This is a genomic window from Leptothoe sp. ISB3NOV94-8A, from assembly GCF_043421595.1.
Taxonomy (GTDB): Bacteria; Cyanobacteriota; Cyanobacteriia; order Phormidesmidales; family Phormidesmidaceae; genus Leptothoe; species Leptothoe turfae.
The window spans coordinates 3,197,860-3,212,528 of the sequence record NZ_JAXSQW010000001.1 but is presented as its reverse complement, the minus strand read 5'-3'; the positions used below and the strand labels follow the sequence as shown (position 1 = coordinate 3,212,528).

The window sequence follows — 14,669 nt, the reverse complement described above, 5'->3', positions numbered from 1 at the left end:
ATGGATCCCTGACTGTCAACCCAGATAGGGGTGAGTGGCTATGGGGTGAGTGACTGCGGGTGCGATCGCACCCGCAGTTACCCCCTATGCACCTGACACCAAAATGCCCCCAGCGATACTAAGACCAGCCCCCACTAAAAGCTGTAAAGGATTCACCACACGCCATTCTGCAAAAATAATCAACGCCAATCCCGACGTTACCAACGTATTCATATTGTCTTTAATACAACAACCCGTTGAGTATATGGCTGTTTAGCATACGGCTTGTCTCAATCAGCAAGCGCTTATCCCTGGCTGATTTCAAAGCCGAACGGAGGCAGAGTGATGGTAGGACCATTGGGTAACCCGACATCCACTATGAACTGCTCTTGCCAGTAACCAATGACTTGAGTGTACAGATAGGTAACTGACGTCTCTTGGGTAAGTGTAGAACGCGACAATATCTCCTGCTGATCACTCACCATCAGCTCAATGCCAACCGGTAAGGTTTCTCCTGGTGTCGGTCCTAGAATTAAAAACAGGCTCCACTCAGGTACATCATCGACCATCAATGGCCAAACCCACGCATAAAGACGGCAAGGAAAGCCCGCTAAATTAATCTTTTTACAAGCACCCCTTGCCCGTATAGGGATTTCAATGCCCTGAGATGTGAGTTCTTCTACAATATTTTCTATTTCTTCTTTAACAGGTCGCAAGCCATGGGCTGGCGTCAAGGGTGGCAGTAACTCCCAGGCAAGCTGCTCAGCCATGGCATCTAGCTCACCCTGTAGCCATCTCCCCACATTAACCACACCTGTGGTTATAGTCTCAGCAATCGCACTCAGCTGACTAGACGGAGCAGTCTGAATAATTGTCTCTGGCTCTAGACAATTGAGATATAACAAAAGTTGTTCTGGAGTGACCACAAACCGATCAAGGGGAACCGTATAAGCCTGAGTATCTGTAGGGGTATGTTGTTGCACATATTGCTGTAGCTGATCATGGCGTAAACCTGTCACTACACGCACCTGGTTCACTTCTTCTTGCACTTCCGCCAGGACATATAAATGGGCTGCCTGATCCCCTGTTACAGCGACTGTTGGGATGCTCACGGCATCATCAACCACTGAGCCCATGGGCAACACCCATAGACGATAGTCTCCAACATTCAAATTAGACGATTGGGTGAACGTTGTCTCTTGTAAGTCAGCAGGAAGTAAACCAGTATCTTCAAGCCATTGTTTTACCCCTGCCATAGCCAATGCTCTCAAAAAAGTTTGCCATTGGCTATCATCATCCGAAATATCTTGACAAATGTCTGTAGCCCATTGTGTAGAGGTGGTAGATAGCATAACTGTTTCTGTTGAGAGGGGAATTATATCAAATTGTTGAGGATCGAGGGATGAAGTATTCATGGCGTGAAAAAGCGCTGTGACAGTGTGGGTTAACTAGAATGAGATCAGCTTACAGGGAGTATTTTTATAGAGGGGCTATTCATCAGGAGGCGTAGAAGATAAAACTGTTTCACACAGACGACGGGAAAATATGCTATTTGCCGTACGATTCTTAGGAATTTGTGCCTCTGAGGCAGCTTCTGCCATCACTGTTTCTGTTTCTTCAGTCAAAATGTAATCCAGTTGCTGGGCAATTTTGGTTAGCCGGTCAGCAGAAACATGCTGTAACGCATCCGCCTGGACTTGCTCTTTAAGTTGATTTAACCAGTAGATACAAACCTTGGCTCGAAATTGCTTAAGCTGCAACAAACGGGTTACCTTTACCTGATTAGTTAACTCTAACTGTTTCGCAATCACTCCCATGGATAATCCCTGACAGTGAAATAGTATTAGGGCCTTTCGATAAACGCTATCCTGGGGTGGTTTCCTCCTTTTATAGTGGGTGCTATAGCTTTGCACAATATGGTGAATTGCCTGGTCGAGAGTCGTAATAAAGTGAGTCCGATAACGCTTTAAAAAGTCATCTTGAGCTTTCTCTGCGTCATCAGAAGTCGGTGCCGAGAGATTGGAAAGACCTGTCTCAGTGTTATCTAAAGATTGGGTCAATGGGGTACGTCGACGCACTGCAATCCGATATTGTCGCAACTGATCTGCCAGCTCATGTAACTGGGCAAATACCAGGTTAGGAGCCTCATTGGGTACAATCTTTTGGAGCTGTTCATCGGTGGGGTCAACACAGCGACGGGCACGACCCTGGCGCTGTTTTAATCGGTCATTACGATACACCCGATGATAGGCACTGAGTAATTGGCTAGCTGCAGTCAACTCACTTTGACTGAGGTGGGGCAACGCTCTGGGCAACTGCGATATGCGGGTATCGTTGAGAATTGCCCATGGGCTAATGCGATATAACCCTTGTTCCATAAAGAAACGGTTGAGATTCGGATGACTTTTAGTCAGTCGACTGGTCCAGGTACTCAAGGCCGACTGCCTGGGATCGTATTTAGCTAGAATTTGCATCGCCACAGCAGGGTAGGTTGCAGGAACCTGACCATCGTCATCCAAAATCAGGGGCCATAGATCTGCGCCTGTAAAGTTATAGGTCTCACCAAATTGACGAACTAACTGGGTACAGGCAGCTTCAATCTGGTGGGACAACCAACAGCGCAAACACAGTTGAGCTATGGCTGCATTCTCTGCATCGGTTTGGGTTAACTCCCACAAAGCTAACTGACAATCGCGTTCGGACAGGATTTCAGCTTCTAAACGCTGGCCAAATTGGGGCTGAAACCAGCGTTGGGCATCGGGGAATTTCTGTCGCTGTAGTCGCCCTGCAGCCGTTAAAACCATCATTTGCCAATAACGCGATGTGTTAACCATGGTGAATGCAAACAATTACCTGAAATCAGTCTAGAACGGTCGTTGCAGTAGTCAGATAAATTTGAGAATTTATTGAATAATTGCCAGTCGATCCACCGGGTATGGAGGTTGGAGCCAACATACGGTAAAGGATAATGGCCAACAGTAAGGATATGGCATGAAGTAGTTTACTCATGGAGCAAGGCCTCCTCAATGTTCTGTGAGAACTTATTGCTTCATAGCCTTGACTTATTCAAGGTTGTCTTGGGTGTATCTAAGCGCACAATAGCTCAAGAAAAATCTGAGACGGACGACCTCTTATCACCATGGGTAAATGCACTGACGTGTTTTATCAAGTAGAACAGTTTTTGTGTTCTACGGTAACAATCCTAGTCATAGTTTGCTCGGTGGATCTACGACTAATCCCCAACTTCTTCAAAAAAGATGTATGAAGTTGGGTGTTAGCACCATGGGGATGGCCATGGGCCAAGGGATAAAAAAGAACAGTACGGCACGCACCGATCCGAAATACGTATAAAAATGGCTACATTTGTTCAGCAGTTTCTCGCGCTCGTTAATGGTGTGCGCGTTAGGGCAGGCTTGTCTCGACTCACCATCGATCAACAACTCAATCATGCTGCTCAGCGGCATACTTCTGATATTGCTCATAATGATTTAGTTGTTGGCCATAGGGGTTCTAATGGTTCAAACCCAACCCAAAGAGCGAGAGTTGCTGGTTACCAATCTCGAACAGTTGTTGAAAATATTGGTGCGGGGCACTACACAGTGAGAGAAGTGTTTGATGACTGGATGAGCAGTCCAGGCCATCGCGCTAATATTTTAAATCCCAATGTACGGCAGCTAGGGGCAGGCCATGTCTTTTTAGCCAACGATACTGGTAACCATAATTATTTTGATTATTGGACAATTGTCTTAGGCACCAGAATTCCAGGTACTGAACCGGCTCCTCCAACACCACCAAGGCGTCCGACACCAAGGCCCACACCCCCTGCGCCAGCGCCAGCACCCGCACCTGTGCCAGCGCCGACTCCAGCACCTGCGCCAACTACTCCTACTCCAGCACCCGGGCCAGTGCCGACTCCAGCACCTGTGCCAACACCGCCTCCAACTTCTCCTAACCCTACGCCAGCACCTGTTCCCACACCTACACCCCCTACACCTACACCTACACCCACTCCTCCTATTCCGGAGCCCCCTACACCTACACCTACACCCCCTGCTCCCACACCTACGCCTATTCCGGAGCCCCCTGTTCCGCTACCCCCTGCTCCCACACCTACGCCTATTCCGGAGCCCCCTGTTCCTACGCCAGCCCCTCAACCCGACTTACCGCAGCCAGACCTGCCATCACCGCCTATATCCGCACCTTCTCCTACACCAACACCTTCTCCTACACCAACACCTCAGCCTCAAGAGCCCACTCCTAAGCCAGAGCCGCAGCCACCCATAAACAACCCTGACAACAACACTTTAGGTATAGGAACTCCTGGTAATGACAGTATTGAAGTTCGTGATAATACTCAACCCACTGCGGGTGGTTTAGGTGATGATCAGATTTTAGGTAGTGATGGTGATGACATATTGCGCGGCGATCATAATCGGAGAGATCCGGGTGGTCGGGTTGGTGGCGATGATGTTATCTGGGGCCGTCTTGGTAACGATCGCATTGGGGGCAAAGGGGGCAATGATACTCTCTTTGGTGGCGCGGGTGATGATTTGATCTGGGGTGATGATGGCGATGATCTGTTACGGGGTGGCTTAGGCAACGATATTCTCACTGGAGATAACTTTTCTGGAGGTAGCGGTGCGGATAGGTTTATCCTGGCTGCTGGAGAAGGCAGAGATATTATTCGAGATTTTGAAGTCGGGATTGACTTGATTGGTTTAGCCGATGGACTAACCTATGCTGATCTTTCCTTAGGGCAGAGCGGTGATGCCACAGTGATCTCTGTAGATGGAGAGACCCTGGCTCAGGTAAATAACGTGGTTGTCACTGATATGACGAGTGAGATGTTTGTTTTGGTTTAAGTGCACATTCCGATGTCAGAATCCAGGACCTCACTGACCCCTGACCTCTAATACAAAATCCTGACTGATCGCGCCCGGTACCGCAGGGCATCCACAAGGGAATGCCCCTACCCTGGATGGCATCAGCCATCTCAACAGACTTTTCCAACTCTACTTCTGTTTTTTAGGATCAATGAGTTGCATGGCTTGATTAAAAAACTGTCGCTTGATGGCATAGGCAACCAAGATGGCAGTGGTGAGTGTTGCAAAGGCCAACATAAACATAATCAACATCTGGTAAAGCGCGGCATTCAGGGGGTCAGCTCCCCCTAAAATTTGGCCCGTAATCATGCCGGGTAGGGTGACCAGACCAACAACCATCATGGAATTAACTGTGGGAATCAGACCGGCTTTAATGGCCTCCCTGCGATAGGTTGCGATCGCTTGACTTGGGGTTGCCCCCAAACTCAGGTGGGTTTCAATCTCACCACGATGGTTGCGGAGGGCACTGACTAAACGCTCACCTGTCAAAGACGCCGCTGTTAGGGCATTACCCAGCACCATGCCGGTTAGGGGAATGAGATAGCGGGGTTCATACCAGAGCTCAGGACGCACCACGACCGTCATGGTATAGGTAATCGTCAGGGCCGTGCTGGTTAAAATGGCCCCCCACAGCCATAGCATCAGCCGAGGAATGTCTTTCCCAATGCGGTTGCGGGCAGTCAGCGCGGCAACCGTTGTCATCACCAGCAGTACCAGGATAATCAGACCCGGACTGCGGAGGGTAAACACAATGGATAGAAAAATTCCAACCGCAAACAGCTGCACCACGGTGCGCAGGGTGGCCAATACTAGGGTGCCAGCCAGGCCCAGCTGTTGCCAAAGGGATAATCCAATGGCGACAGCGGCTAACCCCAAGGCCCAGGCAATGCGGATCAGGTCAAGTTCGATGGTGGTTGGGTTCAACGAATCACTCCCGCAAAACGTAACCCACACCGCGCACAGTCTGGATCAAACGCTTTTCGCCCTCTGCCTCTAGCTTCAACCGCAGGTAGCGAATGTAGACCTCAATGATGTTGGAATCCCCCATGAAATCATAGCCCCAGACTTTTTCTAAAATCTGGTCGCGGGTCAGTACCTGCCGAGGATGGGCAATCAGGTAATCTAATAAGTCAAATTCTTTTGCCGTTAGCTCAATGCCACGGTTACCTCGAAACACTTCGCGAGTTTTGCGGTTGAGGGTGAGGGTTTCAAACTGTAGCGATTCTGCTTCTTGGGGATCGTTGCGGCGCAGGTGGGCACGGACACGGGCCAGCAATTCTTCAATGCTAAAAGGTTTAACGACGTAATCATCCGCTCCGGCATCTAGCCCAGCCACTCGATCGGCCACGTCGTCTTTCGCTGTTAGGAAAATGATCGGCATCTGCGCACCGGTGCTGCGCAGACGGCGACAAACCTCTACGCCAGCCAATCCTGGCATCATCCAGTCGAGCAAAATCAAATCTGGCATGTTGTCGCGGGCGGCCATGAGACCGGACAGGCCATCGTTGGCTATGGCCACATCATAGCCTTCGTAAGAGAGTTCCATTTGCACAAACTTGGCAAGTTGGGTCTCATCCTCTATGACTAATATTTTGGCTGAAGGTTCTGTCATGATGATTGACTCCAGGGATAACCTGACTACGAAGGTAGGCTGACGGTGAATATACTACCTTCACCTGGCTTGGACTGTACCTTAATTTTTCCTCGCATGCCTTCAACTAATGTTTTAACGATGGATAATCCAAGACCGGTACCTCCGGTGGCCCGTGAACGGTCTTCATCCACTCGGTAAAAGGGCTCAAAAATTTGACTGAGGTCAGCCATGGGAATGCCACGACCGCGATCGCAAATCTGAATCACTGCCCATTCGTCTTCCTGCCTTAATCGTACGGTAACCACCGTACTGGTTTCAGAGTATTTGACGGCATTACTAATCAAATTGATTAACACCTGCTTCAAGCGATTGCGATCGGCCCTGGCATCGATACCTGAGCTTTGAATATCCGCCTTGACCCGATCGCTAGAATAACCGCACATTTCAATGGTGTTCAAAACCATGTCCTTTAGCGGCAACCGTTCAATGTGGAACCGCATATGGCCACCATCGGCCCGCGCCAAATCTAGCAAATCCTGCAGTAGACGAATTGTCCGGTCCGCTTCAGCCGCCGCAATTTCCAGCCCCTCTCGCTGGGGTTCAGTCAGGGTATTGCAACGACGTAAGGTACTTTGCAAATAGCCATGGACCAGAGTTAAGGGAGTGCGCAGCTCATGGGACACATCGCTGACAAAACGACGCTGCTGATCCCAGGCTGCTGACAGTCTGCCCAGCATCATGTTGAATGCCTGGGCTAGATCCCGCACTTCGGTTGGAGCCCGGTCAAATTCCAGATGTGTATCTGCCAGATTGTCAGGGGACACATTGGCCGCCAGCTCATTCATCTTACAAATCGGCTTGATGGACTGGCGCACATAAATGGCAATCACAATGGCAGATAGACCAATGACCAAAATGCTAGCCAGGGTCAAATCACGATTAACCGCCGCAAAACTGCGCTGGTTTTGGGTAATGTCATCAATTACAAACAGATCGCCGACGAGATTCCCCCTCACCTCCAGGGGACTAATGCAAACAATTAGCTGTCGGCCCTGAATATTGACACTTTCCAGTCGACTTTGGGGAGGCAGATCTAACACATCTTCTGCCAGGCCATCTTTCTTCCAAGACCCCATTTCGAGGGTATCGGACTGGGCAACGAGCTCTCCTTCTGGGGAACGAATCCAAATGGCTGTATCCGCAGTTGAGCGGTAGTTGATCACCTTTTCCAGGGCCATGGTGGATGGCATTGTTTCGTCCATCCAAGCAACATCCTGGCCAAAGCGCTCGGCAATCTCCAGGGCATTTTCCTTATGCCCCTTAATCAGAATTTGCTGCATTCTAAAATTGCTCCAGGCGGTCATACCACCAAAGCCAAGGATAGATGCCAACACCATTCCAGCAGTGAGGCGAAATTGAATGCAACCTGGATCAAATTTCATTAGAACAACGCACAGAGGGTGACAGCACAGATTAGAACTTTTTTAACTGTCATGACTGTATCTAGGCAAGCTGAGATAATCCTGATAAATCCCCCAGATGACGCTAATAGAAATGGCTGAAAAATGGGTATCGACTTAAGCAGGAAAAACTAAGTTGGGCCAGGAGACAGGAGAAAAACAATTAATATCTCATTACTCTATGGCACCAATCAGGGTAAAAGCAGCCCAGGCAGCCGGATCTTTATACTGTTCACGGGTTGCCAGCATTGCCTGTCGCAGGGCTTGGGCGTTGTCTAAGGCCTGGCGCTGTTGGTAAAACTCAATCATCAGCTGGGCAGTGGCATCATCGGGCACCTGCCATAGGGAAACCATGACATTATTGGCTCCAGCTGCTAAAAATGACCGAGATAGACCAATTACGCCATCGCCAGTAATTTGCCCACGTCCAGTATCACAGGCACTGAGCACCACCAAGTCAGCCTGTAGCGATTGCCCGAGTATTTCTTCGGCGGTGAGGAAGCCGTCCTGGTTAGCCGTGGGGGCAAAGGCCAGCGAGCCTTGCAAAGGATTGGATTCATTAAAGAAACCGTGGGTGGCCAGGTGAATCAGCGATGCGGTGGACAACTGTTGTTTAATTGCCGTTTCTGTCGCTGCCTCACCGATCAGTGCCGATGTAGACAACAGATCAGCAATGCCATTGGCTTCGATACCGGCGTGGGGCAAGGGCTGTAACCGTTGGGGCATGGGGCTAGGATTGCCCACCACCAGGGGTTGACTAGCAACCGCCTCGTTATCGCTGTCACTGGTTAACCCTAGAACCTGGATGGCTGGAGCTGTGAGAATGGTGTGATGTTCAATTAGGTCGCTGCCATCTTTTGCCTGAAGGGCTGGAAAGGGCACCAGGAAAAGCTGCTCTTGGGGAACAAAAACAACTCGGGCATTGGGGTCGCTGGGCAGCAAATCTGCCATGGGCTCAATTAATAGCTGGTATAGATCTTGCCAATGCTGACGCTGGGTCAAAACAGTTGCAAAGGCTGAGCTATTAACTTTATAAACTTCGCTTAAGGGCACAACCGGGTTAGGCAGGGCAAAGTCTGGGTGATTGAGGGTGACCGTGCGGGCACGAGGATCGATGGTAACAACCCCGTAGGGGGCCCAATCTTGGGGATCTCCTTCACGGCGCACCTGATCGCCAGGGCGAATCGCCAAAGAGCGACTGGTCTCAAAACCACCACGGATGCCGCTGCGATCGCGACTGGTCTCCACCAGCTTCACCAAGGATGTCCCCTGGGCCTGTAATGACGACTCCAGGTCCACCTGGCGTAGATGCATGTCTCCTGTGGGCTGCACCACCCAGATATAGAGCTGCACATCCTCCGGTTCCACCCTGGTTTGCACCGATGCCCCATGGGGCGTATCTGCCACCTGGTCCCGAATAATGGTGTATGCCACCAGGGTGGAGTTTTGAGCCCTGGCGATTTGCTTCATCTGCTCAATGGACGGCGGTGTGATCGGCCCGGCCTGGTTGGGATTTACCTTGCCCCTGGCAATCAGCTCAACAAAGGCTCGGGCGCGACCCCGCTCAGAAATTTCCAGGGCCGGCTCTAGTTTGTTTTGGGTCACCAAAACCTCTTCTAAATTGCGATAGGCTGCCACCTGGGTTTCAAAAATTGCCACCTTAAAGGCATCATGGGTGCCCAGACCGGCCCGAAGAGATTCCCAAATCGTGATGGCATTGTGCAGCACGTCTTCTGCCTCTGGCAAACGGTTGAGATATAGCAACGCATTTCCCATATTGGTCAGGGCAATGCCTTCACCCAACCGTGCCCCCAGCCCTTGGGCAATGGCCAAACTCTGTTGAGCATAGTCATAGGATTGATCATAGCCTTGCTGATAGGCATAGGTCGTACTCAACCCCAACAACATTTGAGCTGTCTCCAGGTCATTGTTCAAATCATCGGCCAAGGCCAGACCCTGTTCATAGGCAGCAATCGAACCGGCAAAATCTCCTTGAATCGCATAGGTATGGCCGAGGTTGCCATAGGCCTGCATTTCACCATAGGTATCCTTGATGCCGCGAGAAATATCCAGACTGGTCTGTTGATAGTCAGCAGCACGGTCATACTCTTTTTCGGCAAAGTAAGCGTTGCCTAAATTACGGTAGGTCAATGCTTTCCACTGGGGGGCTGTTTCGATGGGCATCTTGTCCAGGCTGCGCTGGTAGTAGTCAATGGCAGTGGCATAGTCACCAAGGGCTCCATAGACGGCACCAATTCCCCCCAAGGCAATGCCTTGCTGAGTTGCATCATCCAACTTGATGGCTTTTTCTAGCTGTTGTTCATGAAAATCCAGGGCGGTTAAATAGTCCCCCACCACAAAATGGGCAATGGCTAAATTATTGAGGGAATAGACAACCCAGGCGGAATTATCTAACTCAACCGCTTTGGCCAGGTTTTGCCCATGGCAGTGGATCAGCCCTTCGTAAACCGTCTGGGTACGGGCTGTAGTCATGGCAATCTCTTGCGCCTGGGCCTGACAGCTTTCTAATCCTTGGGGAGGACCCACAACAGTATTTGTATTGAGATGAGTGCCCTCTGGCGTATTGTTGTCTGGTCGTCTGGCAAGGGTTTCCGACCCAGGCACCCCAGGGTCGGGGGATGTACCCGGTTGACCGGGGGCAGAGGGCTCAGGTCCGCCTGGATCGGCGGGCACATCGGTAAGCTCTGGATTTGGCAGAATAATTGGAAAAATATCGGTTGTCGTGCCTGGGTCACCGGGGAGACTGGGAAGTGGATCATTGCCCCCCGGCGTAAATTGCAACCCTAGGTTGGGCAAAAAGCCAGGATTAATGGTGCCGGACGTGGGTACCCTGTTCTCAGGTAAAATCGACAAATTTCCAACAATCAACAAGGAAGCTTCTGGCAGAACGGCTCCTAAAATAGTCAACTCTTCCAAAAGAGGCGATTGGGCCAGCGGCATGCCCAGCACAAAGGTTTGTTCTTCAGGTGCTAAGGCGGGTAGTGGGGGGGCTTGAGCCACTCCTAAGGTGGGATCAAGGGGAAGGTCGATGGTTGGAGGAATATCTGTTAAAGCGACAGAAACTGGCACTGCGGCTGACTGAGAGACGCCATCACTGGCACGCAGGGTAAAGGCCGTAATTTGTCCGGTGGCATCAGTGGGGGGAATAAATTCTAAGGTATCGGTGAGTGCGATCGCATCCCCTGGTTGCACTGCCATCCCGTTCAACAACAATGTCCCCGCTGCAATCGACGCTATTTCGAAAGTGATATTGTCGCTGTTGCTGTCGGTCACTGCTGGGTTGATGTCAGCTAGCGTGAATGTTAATGCTTGATTAGCAGGCGTATCTGGCAGCTGACTATCAGCACTCAGGGTGGGTGGAGCATTCACCGACGTGACCGTTACCCCTGTGGCTGGATCAATATTGGTATCGTTACCCCCATTGGGTAAAACCGGGGAAGAGACTCCACTAAGAACACCATCGGCAATAATATTGCCCGCAGTGCCATTTTCAGAGGCATCTCCCATGGTAAAGGGCACATTGTCAGGGCCGCCATCGTGTTGAATTTGTACGGTGCCGTTCCCCGTTAGCCCCGTGGTTTGAATTGTCGTGCCAGGGGTGACTTCGCCTGTTCCTTGCACCGTACCGTTGGCCGTCAGCGTCACATCCCCACCAGCCCCAACACTCGTCCCGGTACTACTGGCATTAATGGCTTCAAAGGAGATGTCACCTGCAGACGTTACATTCACATCTCCACCGTCTGCAAAGGCAGCTGTAGTATCGATATTGGCCAATTGCACCTCAGCCCCGGTGACATTAGCAGTCCCTCCATTGGTGATCAATTGAGTCCCGACGATGGCGGTGACGCCACCGGTACCGTCACCATTGACATCTGCCGTCACAATCAGGTCTCCACCATTGGTGTCAATAGTGCCTACTTGGACCGCTTCGCCAGAAATGTTGGCATCTCCACCAAAATTTTGCAGCTGAGCCCCCGGATTGGTAACCACTGAGCCGGTGCCATCACCATCAGTGTCAGCCCCAAGGGTAAGGCTACCGTCAGCGGTGACATTGCTATTGATATTGATGTTGTCTCCAGCCTGAAAATTTAAGTCACTGTCAGTGACAATGTTGCCGTTAATGTTGATGTCATTATTTGCGATCGCACTTAACCCCACATTAGTGTTGACATCAGTACTAAACGTGATGTCGTTACTCGCCTGTAGCTCAATATTGGCATTGGCATTGTCTAAAGCAGCAACATCGATCCGGGTGGTATTACCTGCCCCCAAGTCAGGGTCGCTAACGTCATCCACATCCCCCAGATTATTGGTGTCACTTCCAGCCGCCACCACTTCGATATTGGTGGGGTCCAGCAAGAGTGTTCCTGTAGCGCCGTTGGGTGCTGAGGCGTCTACCTGTCCCACAAATACCAGCGAATTACGGCCAGAAATCTCAACAAAACCGCCATCACCTGTGGCACTGGTAACCCTGGCCTCACCTGAGAAATGAGTATGGTCATCGGCCCACACAATAATTTCACCAGCATCACCGATACCATCAGCCTGGAGTTGAGAACTGCCATCAACAAGGGTACGAGATGCATTGGGTACATTACCCTGCCCCTGGAATCCACCTCCAACCCGCACATTTCCTCCAACACTACCGGAGGCATCGACATCAGCACCCAGAAGAGACACACGCTCACCCAGCAGCGCAATGTGTCCACCCTGGTCACCGGCAGTGCTCACTTGCCCTGACACTACAGTACTTCCCGAAAGCAAGGGCACTGTGCTAGATGTCGTTTGAATCTTGACCGTACCGTCGGTATCTGTCACTAATGCCAAATCGGCTGCTCCCAAAGAACCACCGGTCAATAATTCTGGCAAACTCAGTGGGTTTGAAGATTGTGAAGCATCTGCCGTGGGCAAAGCAGAAACCTCTAAACCCAGCAATGTATCTGCTTGATTAATGCGGACCAGCTTTTCTCCCGGCACAGCCAGCAAAGTAAGGGTGCCATCGGCTGCCGACAATTCTCCTCCATTGACCACCGTCCCCCCCATGAGCGTTATATTTTGCCCGGGTGTAACCGATAACGTGCCCAAATTCACAACGCTGCCCGGTTGCTCAGCACTAAACCCAAACTGGTTGGGCGCACCCACCAGCAGCGGATAATCCCCGGTAGAAAGCGCATCCAGCCACTCATCCCCAAACCCAAGGCGATCCGCTGTGGTGGCCGTAAAATCACCATTGAGATTTAGCGCTGCATTAGCTCCAAAAACAATCCCTGCCGGATTGATCAAATAGAGGTTCGCATCGCTGCCACTGATCTGTAGTACACCATCAATCAAGGAGACATTACCACCGCTCACATTGCCCAGGATATTTTGAATCTCTGGACTAGCAATAAAGTTGGCGATCTGGCCTTCCGTGAGGCCAAATTCTTGGAAACTATGGAATAGGTTGGCACCATCGCCAGACACCTGACCACCGGTAATGTCGATCTGGGTGGCACCAGGATTGACAACAGTGCCCACATCGGCAGAACCAGGCGTAATTGCCTGAGCTAGCAGTGTGTCTGTCCTTACCCCATTGCTAAATACGGGGGATGTGGAAGACGTTTCTGCATTGCTCAGTTTGACATCAGATAGGGCAGACTGTCCCAATTCGAACAGAAGTGGGGGGTGCGGAATGTTACCTGGCAGTAGAACAACTGGCAACATGGGAGAAATCTCCAGTTATGAAGAGAGTCTTAGGGGAAGCTATTGATCAAATCCGAAAGTAGATATTGGAGAGACGTTGCATGCAATGCCTGTATATCTAAGCATGGAATCTGATGAATTTTGTTTCCTTGAAAGAGTCGTTAGGATTTGAGTGATGGGTAAAGTCTCAGTGGGAATAAATGAGTAGATAAACAGAGAGAAAGCAGCGGGTCTTTCTCTACAGAGATGTGGATAAGTCTAGTTCTGTATCCGTATGGGGGCAATCGGCAGCTAAACAACAATCGATCGGAGTCGCCTCCATCAGATGATCGAGCTGTACCATAGGATGGGTTAATAAACTCTGCCACTGCGCCGTCCAGGTGTCTGTTTCAGGAAATGTCAAACGCCAGGTGAGTAGAGCATCAACCGTGTCATACCAGAGACCATTGGCCGCCAACAGTGATGGCTTTTCGTTATTTGATGTAGCAGCTAGGGCCGTTTGTAGTTCGTCACCAGGGGCACGACGCACAATCATACCATCCGAGGTTCTCATCCCCCGCTGTGGAACTTGCACCGTACTAAACTGCTCACATTCCAGGCTCACCTGCCAGCGATAGGGACGATTGACTTCCAGAGCTGGTGCTGTATCTGGCAGTGTGTAGAGACTAATTCCTGGCCCTGCAATCTGTTCAAAATTGGCCTGATGAAGAATCTCTCCTGAACTCTCGTCTTTAAGTTCAAACGTTAAATGGGTGGCGGGGGCATTTACGTAAATGCCAAAGGTGGGACGCGCCGCTAACGTTTCTCCCCAGTTAGTCTGGGTGGGTTGTACCGCAGTCAGATCCCCACAGAGTCCAGCCCGGCTCAAGGCATTACGCGTGTGTGACGGTGCACCACGGTTGGGAGGATTGTAATTAACAGCGGTAAGCTCAGGCTGAAGCGCAGACTGACCCATGGCTGGAGTAAACAGACTCAGTGCCGCCACAGGCGCAGCAAACAAACTGATTAAACGAGTTGAATACTGTTGTTTGGCCATGGGTAGATTCTCTC

General features: G+C 50.7%; 10 protein-coding genes. 1 reads left to right on the top strand and 9 read right to left on the bottom strand.

The genetic code is table 11. The features are described from left to right. Positions 1-84 precede the first annotated feature (84 nt). The 4 genes from SPB21_RS13695 to SPB21_RS13680 all read right to left on the bottom strand — a co-directional run bounded on the left by SPB21_RS13695 (position 85) and on the right by SPB21_RS13680 (position 2,988). Positions 85-213, bottom strand: coding sequence for a hypothetical protein (locus tag SPB21_RS13695; protein ID WP_499866858.1), 129 nt, complete (start codon positions 211-213; stop codon positions 85-87). Between the two features lie 71 nt (positions 214-284). Continuing rightward, positions 285-1,394, bottom strand: a complete 1,110-nt coding sequence (locus tag SPB21_RS13690) for a DUF1822 family protein (protein WP_499866857.1) — start codon at positions 1,392-1,394, stop codon at positions 285-287. Between the two features lie 75 nt (positions 1,395-1,469). Then, positions 1,470-2,813 (bottom strand): hypothetical protein, encoded by a 1,344-nt coding sequence (locus SPB21_RS13685; RefSeq protein ID WP_163663048.1) that lies wholly within the window; start codon positions 2,811-2,813, stop codon positions 1,470-1,472. A gap of 25 nt (positions 2,814-2,838) precedes the next feature. Beyond that, complete coding sequence (locus SPB21_RS13680; RefSeq protein ID WP_499866856.1) at positions 2,839-2,988, bottom strand: hypothetical protein; 150 nt, start codon at positions 2,986-2,988, stop codon at positions 2,839-2,841. A gap of 344 nt (positions 2,989-3,332) precedes the next feature. Here SPB21_RS13680 and SPB21_RS13675 point away from each other — a divergent pair, with 344 nt between their 5' ends. Beyond that, entirely contained in the window at positions 3,333-4,841 is a 1,509-nt protein-coding gene (locus tag SPB21_RS13675; RefSeq protein ID WP_499866855.1) for a CAP domain-containing protein, read from the top strand. Positions 4,842-4,991: 150 nt separating this feature from the next. On the opposite strand, the gene SPB21_RS13670 is transcribed toward SPB21_RS13675, so the two are convergent. The 5 genes from SPB21_RS13670 to SPB21_RS13650 all read right to left on the bottom strand — a co-directional run bounded on the left by SPB21_RS13670 (position 4,992) and on the right by SPB21_RS13650 (position 14,655). After that, entirely contained in the window at positions 4,992-5,786 is a 795-nt protein-coding gene (locus SPB21_RS13670; RefSeq protein WP_499866853.1) for an ABC transporter permease, read from the bottom strand. A 4-nt stretch (positions 5,787-5,790) separates the two neighbouring features. Then, positions 5,791-6,474, bottom strand: coding sequence for a response regulator transcription factor (locus SPB21_RS13665; protein ID WP_499866852.1), 684 nt, complete (start codon positions 6,472-6,474; stop codon positions 5,791-5,793). Between the two features lie 26 nt (positions 6,475-6,500). Then, on the bottom strand, positions 6,501-7,898 hold the full coding sequence (locus SPB21_RS13660) for a HAMP domain-containing sensor histidine kinase (protein ID WP_499866851.1): 1,398 nt from the start codon (positions 7,896-7,898) through the stop codon (positions 6,501-6,503). 192 nt (positions 7,899-8,090) lie between these two features. Then, positions 8,091-13,640 (bottom strand): CHAT domain-containing protein, encoded by a 5,550-nt coding sequence (locus SPB21_RS13655; protein WP_499866849.1) that lies wholly within the window; start codon positions 13,638-13,640, stop codon positions 8,091-8,093. Between the two features lie 217 nt (positions 13,641-13,857). Next, positions 13,858-14,655 carry a DUF928 domain-containing protein gene (locus tag SPB21_RS13650; protein ID WP_499866848.1) on the bottom strand — a complete coding sequence of 266 codons (798 nt, stop codon included), beginning with the start codon at positions 14,653-14,655 and terminating at the stop codon, positions 13,858-13,860. Positions 14,656-14,669: the final 14 nt, after the last annotated feature.